Consider the following 22960-nt stretch of genomic DNA (forward strand, 5'->3'; position numbering starts at 1 on the left):
CTCTTTTACCCTTATCAACTATTCACAACTGTCGCCAAAGCAGTGTCGATTGTTGCCAATGGTTCTGCTTGTGGTGTTTCAGTTAAGCCGAGATTAAACCAAGCTTTGCGATATTGGTAATTTGCAGCAGTTACCGTTTCGCTTTTAACTTGAATAGCAAAATCCGCACCATTATATTCTGTACCTAAATTGTCTGCTAGTGAAATCTCATTGAAGAGCGAAGTAGTTGTTCCAAGGGCACTAACTTCTCCTAAATAATAGTAGTAGCCATCTTCTCCATACTGCCAGTTCGTTCCCACAGTAATTAAAACTTCTTTTCCAATAGATGCTGGTAACCGACCGTCATCTATACTCGGATGCTTTACTTCTGGAAAGACCATCACTCGAACTAACAAACCAGTAGTTCCTGTATTTTCAATAATAATATCTTTTGTCTGTGTCCCACCGACAGCAATCGGTTCATTTGGTGTGAAGGTTTCAACAATTTCCCCTTTAATCGTTGGAATTGAAAGCTTATTATGAACACTATCATTCTTCTGTGTGGCCGCATAAATAACTGCAGTAGCAATTGATGTAATCAAAACCATTCCAAGAAGAAAGGAAACCAACCATTTCTTTTTAATTTTCAACCTCTTCGCCTCCTTACTTGAATCTTGTATCTTCTTGGTACATCGTCAAATAACCACCGTCGTTCGTCCATGTTTGAAGACCACTTTGAGTTGCTTCCACACCCTCTGCTTCTATTTCAATATCATATAGAGCCTGTTTGTATTGATTAGGAATACTTGTATTTGATAACATAACAGACTGTAGCAAATCAATCGTTGTCGTCTCTCCACTTTCTAAGACTTGTGAATAATAAAAATATTCACCATCAAAGACCCAATATGGTGTCGAGACAGCATTTTGAGGTACACTATGAACGGCTGGATTGAGACTCCAGCTAAAGTACTGTAAAGCTACTGGACGAGAAGCATTACTCCTGTCAGTTTCGCCAGTATAAAGTTGGTTGATGATTACTGAACTGTTAGCTTGGTAATAAAGAGAATCAGCGCCATCCTTTAGGCCAGAGTCAAGAATATTTCCACTTTCCCAAGTCGTTAAATCATCTAAGTTCAGCTTAGTTTCACCGTTATCTTTCACTAGCTTTATATTGCCATTGCCGTTGCCTTCACCATCGGTCATATCCATCTCAAAGGGTAAAACAGACTCATAAAACCGCACTCGAATAATTGCATTTCGGTTGGAAAGGTTCTTAACTTTGACAGATTTTTCAGTTTCTTCTTTAAAGGATAAAATACTTTCCTGTTTGAAAGTTTCTGTTACTTTTACCGCAACTGATTCAGGGTTAGACTGTGTATGATTTTTTACCCATTCAGAATAACTCGACCAGGCTAATGTCGCATTTACAATGATAATCAATGAAAAAACAGCAACAAAAACCCCAAAAAACTTTTTGTTCTTCCTTAGCGACAAGCCTCCCCAACTCAGTTTCTTTTTATTCTTCCTTTTCATTTCCCCACTCCCTTTGAATTGAATTCATCAATGAACCGGATCCCAGATGGATTCACTCATGAAATCAATTCAATACTAAGATTAAATTGATTTCTTAAGACATTAATTTTGTTGCTCATCTTTGCGTTTTTTTAAAACAATTAAAGCGATGCCGATTAAAATAAATCCGGCAACCATTCCTAATAAGACATTTCGCCAGTCTTCCCCAGTCTGCGGCAATTTTCCAGTTGGTGGTAGTGAAGGTGTTGTAGAAGTTACTGTGGATCCTGGTTCTCTATTCGCAAAAAAAAGCCAATAAAAATCAACCTTACTTATTTCACGCCAGCTAGTATCTGGATACTCATTACTGACTGTAAAATCCGCTTGAATATTGCGAACCTCTCCAACTTCTAAAGTTCCTAGATCAATCGGTTGTTGTCTTTGATTGGCTACAGGTGTTCCATTTCCATCAATTGTCCCTTGATAAATTATTTGCCCTTGATAAGTCAATTTGACACTGATGACTTCTAAAAGATTGAGTTCCCCATTAATCTCCGGCAGGTGATCTTCATCATTAGGATTCATGACTAATTTCAAAGCAAAATCCCCATCGTCTGTTGAGTAATTGCTTAGTGTTATTGTTCGAGAAAAAGTCTGTCCGGGAGTGATATTATTATTAACGATAAAATATTCCCCTTCAGTCCCGACTTGGATACCTGTATCATCACCAACTAAAAAGCCAGGAGGAAGGGTCTCAGCATGGGCACGGCCAGCAAAGCCTAATGAAAGTAGCAGTGACACCATGAAAAAAAGTATGAGTTTAACCATTTTTTTCATATTTTTCTTCCTCCTAACTCATGTACTTATTATTCTACGACTGTTGCAAGTGACTCATAGTAAGCTGTTAATTGTGCATCAGTTAATCCCCAGCCTGAACCATTGGAAACCCAAGTTTTGTTTCCTTCAGTTTGGACTGTACCAATCAACGCACCATTATTAGAAGCTGCAGTTACTGCACTACGAGCTGCTGGAATAGATTCCAAACCAACATATAAGTTGTAGCTAGCTAATTTGTAATCTTCTCTATCAGTAGCACTTGGGAACTTAATCGCATCCATCATTGATGCTGATGTAGTTGAACCAGACGGCAATACTTTTGTATAGTAGAAGTAGCCATCAGTACTGTCAAAATACCAATCAGCGGCAGGAGTAGAACCGGCAGTTGGTTTAGTAGTTGTTACGTTTGGTGTAATAAATGAAATATCACTACCTGCAATTGCAGATGTTGTTGAAACGCCTGGTGTAACAGTACCTTGAGAAAGTGCTGTTGGATTAGGAACATTTACATTAGCTCCAGCCCAGTCTGCATCTTCTTTAGCACCCAGACCAACACCATAACCCCAATAAGCTAAAGCAAGGTCAGCAGATGCAGCCGTTTGATAAACAACATAGTTACCTGCAGCATCTTTGACAACTTCACCAGTCACTTTTTGAGCAACAACGGCAGTATCTGTATCAAATGACCCACTAAGAACTGGCATTTTCGCAGAAGCTTTGTTGTAATCAAAGTCTGTTGGTAATTCAGCAACAGTTAAAGTTCTTTCATTGATTAAAACTGCATTAGTATCATCAGCAGATACGTATAATTTTAAATTGCTAGGTACAGTTTGCGAAGTACCGCCAACTGTATCATAGATAACTAAATCTGCAGTTTTATCTGTGTACGTTGTCACATATTCTGTTGCATTGATGATCACTGGGAATGCTGCAGCAGATTCACTAGCATAGCCCATACCAGCAGCAGTATCTTCCAATTTGTGAAGCATCTCTTCAAATGATACCCGAATAAATGCATCGGTACTTGAAGTATTTACGACACTTACTTCTTTGGTAATTTCACCATTAACAGCTTCGTCAATTGGTGTTTCAGGGTCAAATTTTTCGACGATCGTTACCCGACCTTCTTCATAACCCCTAGATTGCAGATGGTTTTTTACCCATTCTGTGTACGATTGCCATGCAAACGTCCCCGCTAAAACTGTTAATAAGGCTACTGAGGAAGCCACAATAGCAGTTTTCTTTTTTCCGTTTTTCCGTTTCATTGGAAAAACCCCCTTTTTCTTTTTTTATTTGTAATCTTGCTATGCAAGAGAACACACCTAAAACACTTCATTTATCAAATGAGTACATAGCCGTCACGGGCTTCCCATCCGCAATTTTTCCATCATCCGCTCTCCTTTTAATATTTTTTAATTTATATCCATCCAATTATTTCTTATTGGTGTGCCCTCACTTTTCTTTTTTTCTTGTTTGCCGGTACAGCTTCATAGTTTCCCAATCCTATGTAATATTTCAATGTAACGAAGAGTCCAAAAAGTGTAGCTAAGAAAATTGCTACCACAACCAAATTATCACGAACAAAATTCAGAAAATTTCCAATGAAAGGAATTGTAAGAACTACTTTCCCCACTACTTGGCTAGCACTAATAGGGATATCAGCTCCTGTGTTTGCATCTCCTTGGGTTTGAATGAAAAAACCCTCTTCACCATCTAAGTTATCCATCGTTTCGACGACTCGGTGAGTTAAATATGATTCAGTATTTCCTGGTACTGGATAAAAGGTGATAATATCCCCATCTTGTAAAGTCTCAGGATTAACCTGCTGAATAATTATGACTGAGCCGCTTGTGAAGCCATTTGTAAGTTCTGGCTTCTCTGGATTAGGTGCCATTGAGTTCGTTAATACGGTCATAAACCGATATCCAAAAAATGATTTGTCTGGACTATCATTGAAATTAAAGAAGATAGCTCCACCGATAATCAAAAATAGAAAAGCATAGAATAAAATGTCCCATAGTATCTTTAAAACTTTATTGGTTTTTGAAGGAGGGATCTCTCGATATTTTTTCTTTGAAGCTTGCTTTTTTGAATTTTTGGATATTGCTTGATTTTTAGTTTTTACCGAACTCTCAGATTTTGATTTTTTTGAAGACTTTGTCCTATTTAACGGTTTGCTCGAACTTTGCATATTATCTGAATGCGCCGCTTTTTTCTTTTTCTCCTCTATATTTGTACCAGGGTTCTTTGCCCGCTTTGTTTTTCCATTGCTATTGCTCCCCATCTAATTCCCCACCTTAAGACAATTTGAAATCAGTTTTTTCTTAATGGATGAAGTAAATACTTTCCGTCATGGCTTTACTGCTCTTAATTAGAAAAAAACAGAAGATTTCTTCACATGAAATCAAGCCATTGCTTTTAGACTCAACTACTAATTAAGTTAACTAACTGCTTTGATGAATTTTTTTGTGAGTCAATTGGTAAGATTTCAAAAAATTCTTGTGATAATGAATAACCACTGCGCCAGTGAGTTTCTAATAGACTGCCATCAACACCGAAATGCTCCATCTTTTTTCTAATCCGTTGAATCAACTGTGATAATTGGGTTAATGTTGAGTGATTTGCGCCTCTCTTCCATAACTGTTCACAGACATCAACTCTTAAAATAACTTCACCTTGAGCCTTATATAGAATTTCAAATAGCCCCGCTTCCTTTGGTGATAGATTATTCAGTAATTTTTTCACAGCCTCCTTACTTTTTTCTTTTTCAGCTGTTGAACTCGATTTTTTTAAATCAGAGAAGCTTAAATGGTTTTCAGATAATTCTTCTCTCAACTGAGGTAAAGAGACATCGTTCGGCAGCCATTGTTTTAATCCCAGAGAGTGCCAACTTCTCCACCTTTCATCCGAAATATCTTCTGAATCAAGACGAATAAAATTTACATCCCTATCTTTTGAAAACTCCAACAACTGCTGAACCTCATGATTGCTTAAAGATTCACTAAATATCACATTGTAAAATAAAGATAAATAGATTTTCCCTTCTCCTCTAAGTAATTTTTGAACAATCTGCTCTGAGCAAAAAACCTCATAACCCAATTTTTCCAAAGTAATTTTCAATAAATCTTCACCAAGGGTATTCTTAGTTAGAATCATTACCTGTCTCATTAGCTATCACCTACCTCTCTATTCAGAGCTGTCCCACAAACTCATGTGGTTCTCATAAATTTCAGTAACTATAGTAAAAGGTATCTGCAACAATCTTTAGTACGAATACTTAACTTAAGATAAACCTTTGCACAGTGGTAAACTTAAAGCTTTTGAAAGCTTTTGAAAGCTTTTTATGGTAAAATAAGTGAATTATCCATTTTCAAAATAATAAAATTACCTTTTTAAAATAGAAAAAAAGCGAACTCTCGTTTGCTAGTTTTCTTGTAAGTATCAATTACAAGAAAAGTTCAGAAAAACCCATTTTTACAGTGATGTTTTATAATCATGACGGCTTTCACGACGGCTTTTAGACACAAAAAGAGCTGCTAGATTTTTCTGGCAGCTCTTTTTGTGCTAAATATTAAAAATCATCTGTCTTGATAAATTAAATCAATTTTTAAAATTTCTTTCTGACGTTGTTCCATTAAAGAATCACTATAAGTATCTAATGTCAGTTTGATAGATTGATGACCTAAAATCTTGCTAAGACTTGCGATATCCATTCCTAGCTCTAAACTACGAGTAGCAAAAGTATGTCTTAAAATATGAAAATGAATGTGAGCAAAAGATGTCTCACTAATCATCTTCTTAAATCGATAATTAATAACTCTTGGTTCAGCCAAACTCCCTTTAACACTCACTAAATAGTTAGAAGAACTAATTGATTTTTCTTTTAATAAATAATGTTTCAAGGTATTTGATAGCGGAACATAACGATTTGAGTTCAACGTTTTGGGGTCATCAATTACTATACGTGTTTTCCCACTAGAATTGTTTTCATTTGTAATTCGAGCAACTGTTTTGTTTACATGAATTATATTTTGTTCAAAATCAATATCCTGCCAAGTTAGTCCACTGATCTCACCAATTCGTAAACCAGAATATAAAGATAAAATAATTGGAAGCCCATACTCGTTCCTTGATGCTATATCTTCTAATTCTTTTTGCTGAACTAGACTTAGTGGGCGAACTCGAAGTTTCTTTTCTCTGGGAAACTGAATATTTAATAGATATCCATCCATAACATATCTTTTTTTTACAGCTTCTTTATAGGATTGTTTAACAAGACTAAAAACTAGTCGGATAGTGCTGCTACTCAGCCTACGTCCTACTAAATAATCAATAAATTCTTGAAAAATATCCTCGCTCAATTCATCAAATTTCAATTCATTAAAATATGGAGCTATGTACTTTTTTATTAAGCGTTGATAGTTAGAATATGTAGAGACTTTAACTCTTTGACGAACTCCCGACAGAAAATCCAACGATAACCAATCACAATAGCTTGATTGATAGTGAGATAAGTTAGCTTGAGAACGAATTGCTTTTTGAGCAATAATCAAATTAAGCTTCTGCCTTACATCTTGATATTTTCTGCCATAAATATAGCCATAAACTATTTTTTTATCCGATGTTCGATTTTTTATGTAGCGCCCCTCCCAACGTCCATCTTTTCTTTTGTAAATGTTTTCTCCTCTTTTTACCACGTGAATTCCTTCCTTACTTGACAACTTTTTTGACGGCTTTTAATTTATTTTACTTGTAGTTAATAAAAAAACGCCTAGAAAACAAGCTTCCTTTTTCCGATTTGCTAATATCCTTTACATTCACTATATTTTTTGCGTTACATATACTAAAAGTTGATATTTAATTTGTGATATCCAATAAACAAAAATAACAATTAGGTATAATTTTATGCAAAAAACTAAAAAAAATAAACGAAATAAGATTGACAACATAATGCAAAAACATTAATATTTAATTGTAAGTTATTTATATTATTTTTCTGAACTTTTCTTGTAATTGATACTTACAAGAAAAACTATTTCTTCCTTGACTCTTGTATAGGAAAACGTTCCATAAAAATCCAGTCCTTGTTAGAGTATTGATTCATTTATACTTGCCACTAATAAGATTACACTATTTTGAAATAATAGCTATAATATTTTAATTTTCATAATATTTAAAGCGACCTAATTAGTATAATTTTTATTTTCTAGATGCTTTATTTTTTTAGTAAAGTATATGAAATCTTCTAAACTATTTTGTAGTTTTCCTAATGTCTAGCTTTGAATCATATTTTAACTTGATAAAAATTTTAGGATATAAAATTATAGACGCTTGCCACAATTAATTTTTTCCCTTTTTTTCATTAAGGTAGTAGCTAAAGGTATATCGGTTGCTCTTAATTGTCTAAACTTTAAACTTAGGGTCTACTAAGAACAGATTCATGTAGGTTTCAGACTAAGAATCAGCTCGGCAAACACATCTATTGTGAAATAATTTGGATTCGTCATTTGTACTCACTCAAAATAATTCTTTAGTTGGAACTATTTAGGTGTAATACGAATGACTTTTTTTGTCATCAAGTTCAATTTCTCAATTGGTGATTAAGGAAGTTGGAAACCAAATTGTAATTTATCTTTACCTTAAAAACCTTAAACGTTCAGAAGGATGCTCAAATTTTCAATCACAAAAAAAGCCTAACAAATGCTGGTTTCTCAACATTCGTTAGGCTAAGCAGTTGGGTAATTATCCCACACTGCCTTCCATTTCATAACTTATCAAACGATTTAACTCCACCGCATATTCCATCGGTAATTCCTTTGTAAATGGTTCGACAAAGCCCATGACGATCATTTCTGTGGCTTCGCTTTCGGTCAGGCCACGACTCATCAGGTAATAAAGTTGTTCTTCAGAAATTTTAGAAACCTTGGCTTCGTGTTCCAAAGAAACTTGGCTGTTGTGGATTTCATTGAATGGAATTGTATCGGATTTCGATAGTTCATCCATGATGATAGTGTCACATTCGATATGGGAAATTGAACCGGCACTGTCCTTGTTAAAGGTTACTTGACCACGGTAATTTACTTCACCACCGTCTTTGGAAATTGATTTTGAGACAATTGAGCTGGAAGTGTTTGGTGCATTGTGAATCATTTTGGCACCTGTATCTTGAATTTGTTTAGCGCCAGCAAAAGCAATTGATAACATAGTACCACGAGCGCCACGGCCATCAAGATAAACACTTGGATACTTCATAGTAGTTTTGGCGCCTAAGTTTCCATCAATCCATTCAACGGTTGCGCCTTCTAGAGCTTTTGCTCGTTTAGTGACTAAATTATAGACGTTGTCTGACCAGTTTTGGATAGTTGTGTAACGTGTGTAGGCATCCTTCAAGGTAAAAATTTCTACGATGGCTGCGTGTAAGCTATTGCTAGAATAAGTTGGTGCTGTACAGCCTTCGACATAATGAACGCTGGCACCTTCGTCAACGATGATAAGTGTCCGTTCAAATTGGCCGGTATTTTCAGCGTTGATTCGGAAATAAGTTTGCAGAGGGACATCGACTTTGACCCCTTTTGGCACATAGATAAAGGTGCCACCAGACCAAACTGCTGAATTTAGCGCAGCTAATTTATTATCTGTTGGTGGGACTAATTTGGCAAAATATTGTTTGAATAATTCTGGATATTCCTTTAAAGCAGAATCTGTATCGGTGAAGATGATTCCTAATTTAGTGAATTCATCCTTCATATTGTGATAAACAACTTCTGATTCATATTGGGCAGAGGCGCCGGCTAGATAAGCCCGCTCTGCTTCTGGAATCCCGATGCGTTCAAAGGTTTCTTTGATTTTATCCGGCACATCGTCCCAATCTCTTTCGGGACGGTCGCTGGCTTTTTGATAGTATTTGATTTTAGCAAAATCAATATCTGATAAATCTGGACCCCAGGTTTGCATTGGCATTTTGTTGAAGGCTTCTAAAGACTTCAAACGAAATTCCAACATCCATTCTGGTTCTTCTTTTACTCGCGAGATTTCCCGGACGACTTCTTCGGTTAACCCTTCACCCGTAGTGAAAACGGGTTTGACGTCGTCATGGAAACCAAATTTATATTCTTCTAACTCGGGCACTCCCATGGTCCCACGCTCCTTTTCTGATTGGTGTAATGGAAAAGTATTGAGGACTTTTCTTGATTACATTGGAAATTTTATTCTGCCCCGTGAAATTGATGAGCCACGCCATGACCCTCTTCTTCATCGATGGCCTTGCCTAAAGCTTTCCATGCTAAGGTTGCACATTTGATACGGGCAGGAAATTTGGAAACGCCTTGGAGCATGGCGGCATCGCCGAGTTTTTCTGCCTCAGGGACATCTTCGCCTAAAACTAATTGGGAAAAATCATCTGCTAATGCTTCGGCTTCGACCACTGTTTTGCCAACAACGGCGTCTGTCATCATTGAAGCACTGGCGGTTGAGATTGAACAACCGCTACCGCTGAAGGCGATGTCTTTGATCACGCCGTCTTCAATGGCTAATTCCAATTCAATGACATCACCACAGGTGGGATTGTTCATTTCAATTGCATTGGTGGACTCCCCTAATTTGCCATGATGATGGGGATGAGCTGAGTGATCGAGAATGACTTGTCGGTATAAATTATCTAATTTAGATAGCGCCATTTGCAAAAAACTCCTTTGCTGCCATGATCGCTTCGACTAAACGGTCGGCATCGTTTTTCGTATTGTAAAAATAAAAACTAGCTCGAGCGGTTGCGGGAACGTTTAAATAATTTAATAATGGTTGTGCACAGTGATGGCCAGCCCGGACAGCAACGCCCTCCATATCAAGAGCAGTTGCTAAATCGTGGGGATGGACGCCGTCAAGATTAAAGGCGATAACGCCGGTGTGCTCTTGCGGATTTTGCGGTCCGAAAATCGTAAGACCTCCAATTTCCTGCAGCCGTGGTAAAACATAAGCAACTAATTCTGCTTCGTAATTGTGGATATTTTCTAAACCTAGTTCACTGAGGTAATCAACGGCGCTGCCTAAAGCAATTGCATCGCCAATATTAGGCGTGCCGGCTTCAAATTTCCACGGCAGCTCTTTCCAAGTGCTGTCCTGCAGATGAACAAAATCAATCATCTCACCGCCGAATTCGACGGGCTCCATCTGATCTAGCCATTGGCGTTTGCCATACAAAATGCCAATCCCAGTTGGGCCGCACATTTTATGGCCGCTAAAGCAATAAAAATCAGCGTTGATTGCTTGAACATCAACAGGCATATGCGGTACCGACTGGGCACCATCGACCACCATTACAGCGCCGTGTTGATGAGCCAGCTCTGCTAATTCAGCAACAGGATTAATCACACCTAAAACATTCGAGACATGGCCGATTGAAACAATCGCCGTTTTATCGGTAATTTGTTCTTTGGCACTAGTCATGTCCAAAAAACCATCTTCGGTGATCTCAATATATTTTAAAACAGCTTTTTTGCGCTTAGCAAGCTGCTGCCAGGGAATAATGTTGCTGTGATGTTCCATATAAGAAATCACAATCTCATCGCCTTCCTTGACAAAGGCGTCTCCATAGCTGCGGGCCACCCAATTTAAACTGGTAGTTGTTCCCCGTGTAAATAAAACTTCTGCAGCTTCATTGGCGTTAATAAATTTTTGAATTTTTTGACGAGCTGCTTCAAATTCAGCTGTCGCTCGTTCAGCTAAGGTATGGACGCCCCGATGAACATTAGCATTGTCCCGCTCATAATAACGATTAAGACTTTGCAAAACGGCCCGTGGTTTTTGAGTGGTTGCGGCATTATCTAGATAAACTAAAGGTTCGTCATTGACTTCCTGATCTAAGATTGGAAATTCCTGACGGATTTTTTGTGCATCGATCATGCATTCAACTTCCCTTCAATAACCTCAATAATTTCGTTTTGGACTTCTCGAACTGGAATCGCCGTAATCACTGAACCTAAGAAACCACGAATAACTAAACGTTCAGCTTCTTCTTTGTGTAAGCCACGACTCATCAAGTAATACATTTCTTCTGGGTCAACTCGACCAACGCTGGCTGCGTGACCGGCTGTTACTTCATTTTCGTCAATTAATAAAATTGGATTGGCATCGCCTCTTGCTTTATCTGAAAGCATTAGGACCCGGCTTTCTTGTTGGGCATCAGCGCCCTTGGCCTTTTTCAAAATATGGCCAATACCGTTAAAGGTCAAAGTACCTCGTTCTCTAATCACTCCGTGTTGCAGGATATGACCAATCGTATGAGGTGCTTTATTGGTTACTCGGGTATCAATCCCCTGTGTTTGGCGGCCACCGCTGATGGCAACGACCTTCACTTCAGAATGGGCACCGTCGCCAACTAAATCAGAATCAAAATCGGCAATCACATCGCCGTCATTCATCACACCAATTGCCCAGTCAACGGAAGCATCCCGCATAATGTAACCACGACGGTTTAGGTAGGTCGTCATATTTTCGCCTAATTGGTCCACCGCAGAATATTTTACTTTGGCGCCGGCTTTGGCGATTAATTCAACCACAATATTAACGGAAGCTTTGGTTGTATCTTCACCAATCGTTTGAAAACGTTCCAGATAGCTGAATTCACTATGTTCGTCAGCAACGATTAAAACGTGTTTGAAATAATGTTGTTGACTGCTGGTATCATTTAAAAATAAAGCTTCAATTGGTTCTTCAATCACGACATCTTTTGGTACATATAAGAATAGGCCGCCGTTTAAAAAGGCGGTGTGGTAAGCTGTCAATTTATCTTCGTCTGCTAAGACAGCCTTGGTCATAAAATATTCTTTGACTAATTCGGGATATTCTACTAAAGCTGTTTCCAAACTGGTAAAAATCACACCTTGATTAGCTAATTTTTCTGAAATTTGTTCAAAAATGGTTTCGGAACCATTTTGCACGACTGTCGGATTGTCTTTCATTTGATCAAAGACGGGAACTGTGCCAGCTGCTGTGGTGACCATATTTTCTGGTGTCACCTTCAAGAGCGGCCAACGGTGAAATTTAACCCGTTCAATTTTTGGTAACTCTAGCTCATCCATTTTGGCTAAAGCCGCTTTACGCAATTCTAAAAACCAAGCTGGTTCATTTTTTTCAGCAGAAAAAGCGGTAATGGCCTCTAGATAAGCTTCATTTGTTTTTGTCATCAAGCTTGGCCTCCTTATGCTTCTTCTTCTTTGTATTCAATACCTAATTCTTTACTGATGCCAGCATAGCCTTCTGCTTCTAACCGTTTAGCCAAATCAGCATCACCGGTTAAGACAACCCGACCATCCATCATAATATGGACAACATCTGGTGTAATGTAATTTAGTAGACGTTGGTAGTGGGTGATGATTAACGAGCCGAAATTATCTCCCCGCATGTCATTAACCCCTTTAGCCACCACTTTTAAGGCATCGATATCTAAACCGGAGTCGATTTCATCTAAGATGGCAAAGGTTGGTTCCAACATCAACAATTGCAAAATTTCATTACGTTTCTTTTCTCCACCAGAGAAGCCTTCATTTAAATAGCGTTCCGCCATTTCTTCTGGCATGTTCAGCAATTCCATTTTGGCGTCTAATTTTTTCAAAAATTCCATCACAGAAATTTTGTGATCTTCATCCCGTTTTGCGTTGATGGCTGCCCGCATAAATTCGGCATTGGTGATACCAGGAATTTCACTTGGGTATTGCATCGCTAGAAATAAACCTAAACGGGCTCTTTCATCCACTTCTAGCTCTAAAATATTTTCACCGTCAAAAAGAATTTCACCTTTGGTAACTTCGTAGTTTGGATTACCCATGATGGCAGCAGATAAAGTAGACTTACCAGTTCCGTTAGGTCCCATGATGGCATGAATTTCGCCAGTCTTCATCGTTAGGTTAACACCCTTTAAAATTTCTTTATCCTCAATAGCCACATGGAGATTTTTAATTTCTAAAACAGACATTTAGTTCGACTCCTTCTTTAATTTCTCAGTTAGCGAGAGATTTCTTTCATCATTCTCAAAAAACCTGTCGAAAACCAAATTATTCTAAGATACATTCTAGACCAAATGGAGACCAAGCGCAAACCTCCAAGCCCGCTTTTTGCGAATAATTAGGAATTAAATCGGAAAAATCAAAAAATCCACTCGCTTTACTGTTATTTATAATCAATCTAAATAGAAAAAGAATTTCAAAAGGTTTCTGCTGAAAAAAATCACTAATAGGCTTGTACTATTCTGTCGTCCTCTGCAGTTTTTAATACAATTGTGAAAAAGCCGAAATCCTCTCATTTTTAAAAGAAAAAGGATCATATGGAGCTTAACTCCATATAATCCTTGAAAATGAATCGACGTCTTTTAAGTTTCAAAAACGTCAAAATTTAAAATTTAGAACTAGTGGCTAACTTTCTAGCTATCTGATAGCGTTAAAAAACTGCATCATATAAAAATTAATTGCGTAACTTTCTTTTGAACAGGAACAAAACTATCACAAGTAAAAATACACCGCTGATTAAACTAAGTAAGGCGATTATCGGATGCTCACCAAGTTGCGGAAGATCACTATTTCCTGGTGAGTCTATCGAAATCTCATACAGCGTGCTGCTAATTTGTGGAACTTCCTCTGAAATACTTGAACTACTGGTGGTTTCAGTTGTTTCAGTAGGCGATAAAGTTCCGGCAATCGTTACGGTCCCTTCTTTTGCACTTACATCTATCGGGAAACTTCCACCGATAAATGTAACGAGGAGAAGAGCAAGTAAAGCAACTTTATATTTTTTCATAAATACTCCTCTGTAGAGTATAATTTTTTACTCCCAGCTTTGAGCTGCAAAAGTTAATGTCATTGTGAACGTCGGAGCAATGGTTTCCGAAAGAGCTGAAGTTAAAGTCCCATCATATTGGAAAGTTGCGGCATTATTTGTAACGGTACTACTCTCTGTGGCCGCTTCATCTGTACTTGCAATTTGACCAACGTTATTAGCTAAAACTAAGCTAGTCGCACCAGTCACACCGGTAGTTCCATCTGTCACTAAAGAAGCTGTTGAAGAAGCTCCGCCATCATTTCTATTTAAGTTCACTGCTAATGAAGAAATCGATGAAATATCTACACTATTTGTCTGCGTGATTCCTGTGGCAACAACACTGACCGGACGTCCAGAATTATTGGTAATCCCATAGTCTGGAGATTCAATGGTAGTACTGCCTGCTGTATTGTAGAAGATTGTCGCTGTATCTAAAGTTACGTTAATCCACTGGTCAGAGCCTTCATTGATAGGTGCATCAGGATCGGTATTACTTTGACCTAGCGTTCCGTTAATTTGAACATCTCCGGTATTGGTGCCATTATTAATAGTTTCAGCGGCATGGACAGTTGTCGCTCCTAATCCGAAGGTAGCCAGTGTGCCTAATCCTAAAATTGTACCTAAAACTTTTTTATTCATTATGTGTTGTTCTCCTTTATAATTTTTTTATCAAGTCACTGTGAAACTAACTGTTGCAGCAACTTGACCTTTCGCTTCTGAAGTTTCCGCATCGTACAATTTGAACAAGGCCGTCCCAGTATACGTACCTGTATCCAAATGAGTATCTAGCGTGGCATTTTTAACTTCATAACCAACGGCAATCGCTCCCGAGCTATAGACTACCGTGCCGTCATCTAAGGTGATAGTGACTGCAATGGGATAAGCGTTAGTCGGCGGATTTTGAATATAAAGATTGCTTGAATCATCCTGACTGTCTACTTGAATTTCCGAGCCGATAATCATTTGAAATTGACTCGCATCCACTTCCGCTTGGGCGTAAGTGGCAATTTCATCATCGGTCATTGCGGCTGCATCTTTGCCCTCTGGTAAAAAACTACCGGCGACAACTGTTGCTGTTTTTTCTTCTGTTTTTGAAGAGAAATACCAATAAAGTCCGCCTCCAACGATGGAAACCAGTAAAAGCAGCAGTGCTAGAATAAGCCATTTTTTTCTTTTAGTTGTTTTTTTATTTTTTTTCTTCAATTTTCTTTTCTCGCTTTCTCAGCTGCCAATTACGACAGTCAATGTATATTGAATATCTTGGACACTTGTATAGCTAACCGTTCCGCCGTATTGCCCGACAAGATTAAAGGTATCCTCGCCACCGAAGCCATTCATTGAAAAGCTGTTCGTTGTGCTTCCATCTGAAATGAACGGGATTTCAGACGAGGCATCGGAGGTATCTCGTAATGCTAAATACAAAGGATTAGTTGCCGTTGTATTATTGACATCATTCACTAAGGTGATGTCAGGGACACTGGTCACCGATTGAATCCCCATTGTTGCCGGATAATTGGAATGATTCGTTACGGTGTAGGAATCAGCAGATGTGAATTCAGCATTATCTATAATTGAAAATGTCATTTCAATAGGAATCGAAACTACCAACGTACTTCTATCGACAGTCACTACCTGCGACACCCAATCTGTTGTTTGCGTCAATCTCCCCGAAGAAGAAATTGCCGTACCTCTTACAAAAACGGTGTAAGTTCCCGCAAGAACTTCTGTTAAAGAGACTGAGTTGGCGGTTGTCTCGCCAGTGTAATCTGCATTTGAAGCGTTGGTTATAATACTTTGATTGCTATCGGTACTAAGATCGGCATCATCACTCAGTGGTGAAGTGCTAAATATTTTATACTCAACATTGGTTAAGCTATAGGAGGAACTAGCATTCAAATTGGCAATATCAAGATTGCTTGTGGCATTAGTGTCGCCTGTTCCATCGGCTACTGTGCTTGTTGCATCAAAGGAGAGGGTTGATTTTGGATAATAAACGACTTTTGCTACGTTTGTTGCAAATGCACTATCCGTCAAGCTAGTCGCAGTGGTAGCTGCACTTTTTTTAGTCGTCACTCCACTAACGGTATAATCCCAAAGATAGGCATCAGTGGTTGTCGGGGTCAGTGTCGATGTACTAGAAAATAAGCCAGTACCCGAAGTGTTCTCAAAGGAAATCTCAGCAGGCGTTGTGGTGTTGATCGCCATCGTTGCTGAACCAGAGCTGCCGACTCTCCCTGCTCCTGTTAGTGATAATGTGGCATTATTTCCGATGGTGTAGGTTGACGCTGTTCCAGTGCCGTTGGCCGGGTTGAATCCATAAGAACTTGCTGAGTAAAGAAAAACTGCTGAATCAGCTAAATTCAAATTCACATAATTTCGATCGTAAACAAAATAACGCTTATTAGTAGTAATATTTACGTAAGCATTTGATTCGACATTGATAGTTGTTGTTTGAGTTGAGTTGGTACTAGTAGAGTTATAAATAAATGCAGTGTTCCCTGAACTAGTTTGCTCTATATTTGTGACGCTGTCGGCTGCAAATGTCAGGTTTGCCCCCTCCATAAACTCTTGAGAGTTGCTGCCGGAAGCAACATTAAAATTGTTTTCTCCCTCAAAGGTGAATGTCGTGTTGCCGTTATAATTACACAATGGCTGTCCACCGTTAGAACCAAAATAGTCAACATTTCTAATTGTTAAATCGACTTGGGCATTATAATTTAAGATGATGCCATAGTAGGTCTGGTAATAAGTATACGAACTATCACCGAAAGAGAGGTTTTCATAGGTGATATCATAGCCGCTGGCATTGACATAAAATCCAGCAGTTGAAGTGGTAGTCGAAGTTCCGGTTTTTAACATCTTATAGTAAGAACCTGCTGTATTATTCTTCAAACCATTAATAACTACATTGGAGTAGATGATGAAACTATCACTATCGGTATAGGTGATATCATTATTGAGTTGAATGTATAAAGTCGAACTTGAGCCGTCGCCATTTTTTAAGGCTGTTGTCAAATCAGCGGCGTTTTCAACAATATATGGGTCGGATTCTACTCCCGACCCGGTAACCGCAGCAGAGGCTTTTTCCGGAGTTAAAACAATGAGGATGCTGCAGGCAAAGAGCAGGAAAAAAATTATCGATAGTCTATTTTTCATTGGATTCACGACTTTCTGATTTTATTTAATCAATACAGGTTAAAATTCACTGTCGTAATAGTAATAAAATAGATTGATTTAGTAACCCGTTTGGTTTTATGCTTTTTACCCCAAAAAAATAAAATTAAAAAACTTCGATTAAAAAAGCCGTGAAATAAGGATTTCTAAGCTGTCGGATAAAAATGAAGTAGACTTTTCTTATTTTTGTAAAAAAAAAAAATTAATGATTTTTCCTTGAGAAGTGTTTTGGAGGAATTTTGCTGTGATGACGACTGCGTTGTATACTCTACTACCGTCAAAGCTTTTAAAATCTATGCTCTGATCCACTTTAGACCTTCAGTCGGGGATATTTATCAGTGGGATTGTCGCAAATTTTACGGGCTACATTAGTTTTAGGTACGGTCTTTATCCAAGCTTTGGATAAGATAAACCCACGCCTATGGCTTTTCCAAAAAGACAGCAAAAAAAAATCAGCCGATAAAAGAGGTCATGCCTCCTTTATCGGCTGATTTGCTATTTATTATTCGTCAACTGGTTTAACAGCGCCGCCCCATTTGTCGAGAATCCATTGTTGAATTTCATCGCTGTGGAGAACTTCCATTAATTTAACAATTCTTTCATCATCTTCATCGCCGGAACGAACTGCCACAATATTCGCATATGGTGAGCTGTCACTTTCTAAAGCAATTGCATCTTCAACTGGATTTAAACCTGCCGCATAAGCTAAGTTAGCATTGATGGCAATTAAATCAGCTTCATCATTTTCATAAGCCTGCGCTAAAATTGTCGTATCAATATCGCTGGTAAAAGTCAGATTTTTAGGATTGTCTTCAATATCATCAAAGGTGGCTGTTTCAATGTCTACGCCATCTTTTAGTGTCAGTAAATCATTGTCCACAAAAATTTGTAAAATCCGACCCCAGTCAGAAACTGAATTTGAGGTAATCACGGTTGCGCCATCTTCAAGATCATCTAAGCTGGTAATTCTTTGAGAATATAGGCCCATTGGTTCAATATGAACAGCACCGGCGCTGACAATATCATAGCCATAATCTTCAATTTGCTGATTCAGGTATGGTAAATGTTGGAAGTAGTTGGCATCCACGTCACCTGCATCTAACGAACGGTTCGGGATATTATAATCATCTGTCACCGTAATATCTAAAGTCACGCCTTCTGCTTCTAATAATGGTGCAGCTTCTTCTAAAATTTCAGCATGAGGTGTTGAGCTGGCAGCAATTTTTAACACCTGTGTGTCACCGCTAGCAGAAGCGTCTGTGCTAGAGCTCGCTGTTGAACTTGAGTCATTCCCGCAGGCAGCCAAACCTAAAACTAAGGCTGCCGATAAAGCAAAACCAAATAATTTCTTCTTCATGAATTAAAATCCTCCATTTTTTCTATTTTTAGCGTTTATCTAAACGTTTCACTAACTGGTCACCGATAAATTGCACGATGAAGACAATTACTAAAATCGTAACTGTTGCAACTAAGACAATTGTTTGCTGATTGCGGGCATAGCCGACCTGATAGGCCCAGCCCCCAAGACCGCCACCGCCGATTGGACCGGCCATTGCCGTAAACCCAATCATCGAAATTGTGGTTAAAGTAATGTTGGCGATAATACTCGGCAGACTTTCTGGAATCAACACCTTTCTAATCTTTTCAAAAGGTGTCGCCCCCATCGCATCTGCGGCCTCTAACACGCCGCTGTCGACTTCTCTAAAAGAAGTTTCCGCTAGTCTGGCAAAAAAAGGTGTCGCCGAAATAATTAAAGCAGGTAAGGCCGACTCAGCACCGATACTTGTACCGATTAATTGCCGAGTAAAAGGCATTAATAAAAGTAACAAAATAATAAAAGGAATCGAGCGGAATATATTGCTAAACAATGAAACAATGCTGTAAATTATTTTTGCTAAAGCAGATGTTCTGCGGCCTAATAAATAAAGTAGCAGACCTAATAGAAATCCTAAGACAATCACAAACAGCATGGAGATAATCGTCATATAAAGAGTTTCCAAAGTCATATCCAAAAATGTTTGGGGATCAATCTGCGTAAAATCAAAATAAGTTTCGACAAAACCCTTATTCAAAATCGGTCACCTCCACATCCTGTAGTTTAAAGAAGTCAATTGCTTGGCTGATGGCTTGGTCGTCTCCTGTTAGTAAAACAGTTAGCGTTCCAAAAGAAGCATCCTCAGTCCGTCTGATGCGACCAGCCACGACATTAATATCAATTGGAAATTGCCGAATTGCCTGCGATATCACTGGCTCATTAGCATTGTTTTCTTTAAATTCCAAAGTGACGATGCGGCCTTCCGGATTAGCCGCCACAAATTCTTGAATCAACTGTTCATCGCTATTGGTTTCCGGCTGCAATTCTTGTTGCACAAAACGCTTAGTGACCTCTTGTTGTGGATGGCGGAAAACTGCGGAAACTTGTCCGTCTTCGACAATTTTTCCTAATTCCATGACGGCAACCTTATTGCAAATTTTGCGCACCACATGCATTTCATGGGTGATTAAAACAATTGTCAGCTTTAATTCGTGATTGATTTTTTCTAAGAGATTTAGCACTTCATCTGTCGTCTGCGGATCAAGAGCACTAGTTGCCTCATCACAGAGTAGAATATCAGGATTATTAGCTAACGCCCGGGCAATTCCCACCCGTTGCTTTTGTCCCCCGGAAAGTTGTGCAGGATAAGCATCCCCCCGACCCTCCAAGCCGACTAATTGAATCAATTCATTGGCTCTTTGACTGCGGTCATTTTTGGCAACGCCGGCTAACTCTAAAGGCAGTTCAATATTTTCTTTGACGGTACGGGACCACAGCAAATTGAAATGCTGGAAAATCATACCGACTTTTTGGCGGAAGCTGCGGAGCTCTTTGTTTTTTAAGTTGGCAATATTTTGTCCCTGAACGATGACCTCACCTTTACTTGGTTTTTCCAAGCCGTTTAATAAGCGGACTAAGGTGCTTTTACCGGCTCCGGAATAGCCGACAATTCCGTAGACATCCCCTTGCTCCACATCTAAAGAAACATCCGCCACTGCGTGAATGGCGCCGGCTTTACCGGAAAACTCCTTTTCGACATGGTGTAATTCAATAAATGACATGTTGACCCTCTGCTTTCTTTTTTTATTGACCATCTTACTAACACTTATACTTTAAAATAGCTGCTGACTTTTGGCACTAAAAAAGCCTCCGCCCTTTCAATGAGTATGCCTCACCAAAAGGACGAAAGCCTAACTTTCGTGTTACCACCTTAGTTTGTTATCTTCTCACGAAAATAACCTCAATCAGTACTTGATAGAATCATCGCAGACTGCGTTGCTATATCGGGCAATCCCGTAATCAGCTCGCCTGTGCTTACTGATTAATGCTCAAAGACCATCTTCCATCTCACTAGTGTTACCCTTTTTCAGCGGCCGGGCTCTCTTGAAACTTTCATGAGGATGTACTCTTCTTTTCAAAGCATTTCTTATAATGTCAGAATTATAGCAGTCGCTTGTGCATCTGTCAAACTTTTTACAATTGACTGAATTGATCTTCAGGAACTTCTTTAAAGGATAAAATCCACGCATCTAACTCGTCTTCACTGTCTAAGATATCTGTGCTGCTATCTAATTTTTCATTTACAGAAGAGATAGTACCAGTCAAAGGGCTGAGAAACTCGCTGACGGCTTTTTCCGCCTCCACTTCAATAATGCCTTCCCCTTGTTTCACTGACTGACCGACTTTTGGTAAAGAAAGAAAAGTGATGTGACCCAGTTCATCCTGAGATTCTTCGGTCAGCCCAATGCAGTATTCTTTGCCATTGTGTAAAATCCATAGACCATCTTTTTTCTTTAAATGTGTTTCGCCAACCATTGTCTCTTCCTCCGAGATTTCAAATTTTATCCGAATAAATTTTCGTATTCCGTTTCTTTAAAGCCGATTGCCTGCACTTGGTTGTCTTTGACTAATAAGGGCCGCTTGATGAGCATACCGTCTGTTGCCAAGACTTTGGCAGCTTCTGCTTTACTAAAGCCAGCCAGCTGATCTTTTAAGCCCAGCTCCCGATATTTTTGACCACTCGTATTAAAAAAACGACGCAGCGGCAGTTCACTATTGTTCAGCCACTCCTCCAGCTGTTGTGCCGAGGGAACGTCTTGAATCATATCAACTGCTTGATAATAGACTTGGTGATTGTCTAAAAAAGCCTTCGCTTTTCGACAAGTAGAACACTTCGGATACCATAAAAAAGTATACATCCAAATTTCCTCACTTTCAAATTTCCTAAGATAATTTCCCGTTGAAGAAAACTATTTCTCATAATTTTTTCATCAAAAACTAGTTTAAATTTGATTTGGATTCGTCTGATAACGCATCGACATAATTAAGCCAATCCCAATCATATTCCCCAAAATGGAGGAACCCCCTTGACTGATAAACGGCAGCGGAATTCCCGTCAGAGGTAATAGGCCGATATTCGCCCCAATATTTTCAAAAATATGGAAAAGCAACATCATAATTAAACCAGTTGCAATATAGGTGTAAAACTCATTGTTCATATCAAAGCAGACCCGCACCATGCGGTAGATTAAGACAAAGTATAAAAAGATGACAATAGTGCCGCCGACAAAGCCAAAATTTTCACCGATAACACTGAAAATCATATCGGATTCTCTAACGGGGACATAGACATCACTGACATTAAAGCCTTTACCCAACATACCACCGCTAGCAATTGCCAAAAGTGCACGGGCTAACTGATAACCAGAGCCCTGCGAGTCGGCAAAGGGATCTAGCCAGGCATCAATTCGATTAAACTGATACTGTTGGAAACCGACTTTTGTTAACAGTTCTCGCCCTAAATCTGTTGTAACTAAATAAATCATAAAGGCCACAAAGGCGACTGCTAAAATAATCAGCGGCAAGAGAATTTTCCAAGTGATGCCGGACATTAAAAACATGCCGGCAAAAATTGCTAGGAAGACTAGCATTGTCCCAAAGTCTTCTTGAGCTAACACTAAGCCGATAACCGGCAAAGTGACTAGCATCATTTTCCCAATCAGCAATAAATCAGATTTTAAGGTTCTAACTGCATATTTGACATTGTGGCCGGTAATGACATAAGCCAACATTAAAATTAAGGCAATTTTCATAATCTCTGATGGCTGAAAACTAAAGCCGGCAATATTAAACCAGTTTTTTGAACCTGTTTCAACGTAGAGACTCTGATCAAAATATTTCAATAATAATAGCATGATGATTAAACCAAAGGCGTACAATGCCGGCGTCAGCTTCCACAGCCACTTGGATTTAATATGCATAATAATCACAATTGATACAGCACCAAGGAAATACCACAACCCTTGCCGCAATAAATTTGAGGTGATTGGCGGATTGCTGATGTCTTGGCTTAAAGCGACATAGACGGAGAGCAAACCAATTAGGCAGAGGAGGAAGACGACTAAGATCACACCGTAATCAATCCGGTTGTCTCTGGAAGCCGGCTTTTCTGCTTTTTCTTTATATAGTTCTCTGCGATTCTCCAAATTTTCATCTCTTTTCTTGAACATACTGCTGTTTATTATATTATTCCTCCTCCAGAAAGAAAAGTCATTTTCCGCTGAATGCAAAAAAATTTAAACTTCCCTAATGATTCTTTTGACTGTTTTTTTA

22 protein-coding genes and 1 other annotated feature are annotated in these 22960 nt (G+C 38.7%); all 22 genes read right to left on the minus strand.

Annotated elements, in window-relative coordinates:
- Positions 1 to 14 precede the first annotated feature (14 nt).
- Positions 15 to 629 (minus strand): hypothetical protein, encoded by a 615-nt coding sequence (locus AC1Z3S_RS17395; protein WP_461741404.1) that lies wholly within the window; start codon positions 627 to 629, stop codon positions 15 to 17.
- A gap of 13 nt (positions 630 to 642) precedes the next feature.
- The gene (locus AC1Z3S_RS17400; RefSeq protein ID WP_461741405.1) at positions 643 to 1515 is read right to left on the minus strand and encodes a hypothetical protein; all 873 of its coding nucleotides are present in this window, start codon (positions 1513 to 1515) and stop codon (positions 643 to 645) included.
- A 102-nt stretch (positions 1516 to 1617) separates the two neighbouring features.
- Positions 1618 to 2331 carry an LPXTG cell wall anchor domain-containing protein gene (locus tag AC1Z3S_RS17405; protein ID WP_461741406.1) on the minus strand — a complete coding sequence of 238 codons (714 nt, stop codon included), beginning with the start codon at positions 2329 to 2331 and terminating at the stop codon, positions 1618 to 1620.
- 29 nt (positions 2332 to 2360) lie between these two features.
- Entirely contained in the window at positions 2361 to 3596 is a 1236-nt protein-coding gene (locus AC1Z3S_RS17410; protein WP_461741407.1) for a hypothetical protein, read from the minus strand.
- A gap of 173 nt (positions 3597 to 3769) precedes the next feature.
- Complete coding sequence (locus AC1Z3S_RS17415; protein ID WP_461741408.1) at positions 3770 to 4615, minus strand: signal peptidase I; 846 nt, start codon at positions 4613 to 4615, stop codon at positions 3770 to 3772.
- 140 nt (positions 4616 to 4755) lie between these two features.
- Positions 4756 to 5499, minus strand: coding sequence for a helix-turn-helix domain-containing protein (locus AC1Z3S_RS17420; protein WP_461741409.1), 744 nt, complete (start codon positions 5497 to 5499; stop codon positions 4756 to 4758).
- Between the two features lie 410 nt (positions 5500 to 5909).
- Positions 5910 to 7028: a tyrosine-type recombinase/integrase gene (locus AC1Z3S_RS17425; protein ID WP_461741410.1), complete on the minus strand. Its 1119-nt coding sequence runs from the start codon at positions 7026 to 7028 to the stop codon at positions 5910 to 5912.
- 1045 nt (positions 7029 to 8073) lie between these two features.
- The gene (gene sufB / locus AC1Z3S_RS17430) at positions 8074 to 9465 is read right to left on the minus strand and encodes a Fe-S cluster assembly protein SufB (protein WP_265460093.1); all 1392 of its coding nucleotides are present in this window, start codon (positions 9463 to 9465) and stop codon (positions 8074 to 8076) included.
- A 71-nt stretch (positions 9466 to 9536) separates the two neighbouring features.
- Positions 9537 to 10007: a Fe-S cluster assembly sulfur transfer protein SufU gene (gene sufU, locus AC1Z3S_RS17435; RefSeq protein ID WP_461741411.1), complete on the minus strand. Its 471-nt coding sequence runs from the start codon at positions 10005 to 10007 to the stop codon at positions 9537 to 9539.
- Positions 9994 to 11229: a cysteine desulfurase gene (locus AC1Z3S_RS17440; protein ID WP_461741412.1), complete on the minus strand. Its 1236-nt coding sequence runs from the start codon at positions 11227 to 11229 to the stop codon at positions 9994 to 9996. Before AC1Z3S_RS17440 ends, sufU begins: the two co-directional genes overlap by 14 nt.
- A complete protein-coding gene (gene sufD, locus AC1Z3S_RS17445) occupies positions 11226 to 12512 on the minus strand; it encodes a Fe-S cluster assembly protein SufD (protein WP_461741413.1) in 1287 nt (428 codons plus the stop codon). The genes AC1Z3S_RS17440 and sufD overlap by 4 nt, the downstream gene beginning before the upstream one ends.
- Positions 12513 to 12526: 14 nt before the next feature.
- Positions 12527 to 13300, minus strand: coding sequence for a Fe-S cluster assembly ATPase SufC (gene sufC, locus AC1Z3S_RS17450; protein ID WP_461738288.1), 774 nt, complete (start codon positions 13298 to 13300; stop codon positions 12527 to 12529).
- Positions 13301 to 13785: 485 nt separating this feature from the next.
- Positions 13786 to 14118, minus strand: a complete 333-nt coding sequence (locus tag AC1Z3S_RS17455; RefSeq protein WP_461741414.1) for an EF2685/EF0750 family sortase-dependent surface protein — start codon at positions 14116 to 14118, stop codon at positions 13786 to 13788.
- Positions 14119 to 14145: 27 nt separating this feature from the next.
- Positions 14146 to 14778 carry a hypothetical protein gene (locus AC1Z3S_RS17460; protein ID WP_461741415.1) on the minus strand — a complete coding sequence of 211 codons (633 nt, stop codon included), beginning with the start codon at positions 14776 to 14778 and terminating at the stop codon, positions 14146 to 14148.
- 30 nt (positions 14779 to 14808) lie between these two features.
- Positions 14809 to 15342 carry a hypothetical protein gene (locus AC1Z3S_RS17465; protein WP_461741416.1) on the minus strand — a complete coding sequence of 178 codons (534 nt, stop codon included), beginning with the start codon at positions 15340 to 15342 and terminating at the stop codon, positions 14809 to 14811.
- A gap of 18 nt (positions 15343 to 15360) precedes the next feature.
- A complete protein-coding gene (locus tag AC1Z3S_RS17470) occupies positions 15361 to 17295 on the minus strand; it encodes a hypothetical protein (RefSeq protein WP_461741417.1) in 1935 nt (644 codons plus the stop codon).
- A gap of 520 nt (positions 17296 to 17815) precedes the next feature.
- Positions 17816 to 18670, minus strand: coding sequence for a MetQ/NlpA family ABC transporter substrate-binding protein (locus tag AC1Z3S_RS17475; RefSeq protein ID WP_461741418.1), 855 nt, complete (start codon positions 18668 to 18670; stop codon positions 17816 to 17818).
- A gap of 28 nt (positions 18671 to 18698) precedes the next feature.
- Positions 18699 to 19385: a methionine ABC transporter permease gene (locus AC1Z3S_RS17480; protein ID WP_461741419.1), complete on the minus strand. Its 687-nt coding sequence runs from the start codon at positions 19383 to 19385 to the stop codon at positions 18699 to 18701.
- On the minus strand, positions 19378 to 20409 hold the full coding sequence (locus tag AC1Z3S_RS17485; RefSeq protein WP_461741420.1) for a methionine ABC transporter ATP-binding protein: 1032 nt from the start codon (positions 20407 to 20409) through the stop codon (positions 19378 to 19380). Before AC1Z3S_RS17485 ends, AC1Z3S_RS17480 begins: the two co-directional genes overlap by 8 nt.
- Before the next feature lie 114 nt (positions 20410 to 20523).
- Positions 20524 to 20775: a binding site (T-box leader), on the minus strand.
- A 46-nt stretch (positions 20776 to 20821) separates the two neighbouring features.
- Positions 20822 to 21163 (minus strand): glycine cleavage system H family protein, encoded by a 342-nt coding sequence (locus tag AC1Z3S_RS17490; protein ID WP_461741421.1) that lies wholly within the window; start codon positions 21161 to 21163, stop codon positions 20822 to 20824.
- Positions 21164 to 21189: 26 nt separating this feature from the next.
- Complete coding sequence (locus AC1Z3S_RS17495; RefSeq protein ID WP_461741422.1) at positions 21190 to 21546, minus strand: arsenate reductase family protein; 357 nt, start codon at positions 21544 to 21546, stop codon at positions 21190 to 21192.
- 84 nt (positions 21547 to 21630) lie between these two features.
- Positions 21631 to 22833, minus strand: coding sequence for an FtsW/RodA/SpoVE family cell cycle protein (locus tag AC1Z3S_RS17500; RefSeq protein WP_461741423.1), 1203 nt, complete (start codon positions 22831 to 22833; stop codon positions 21631 to 21633).
- Between the last annotated feature and the right edge of the window lie 127 nt (positions 22834 to 22960).

Source organism: Enterococcus sp. LJL90 (assembly GCF_056924355.1).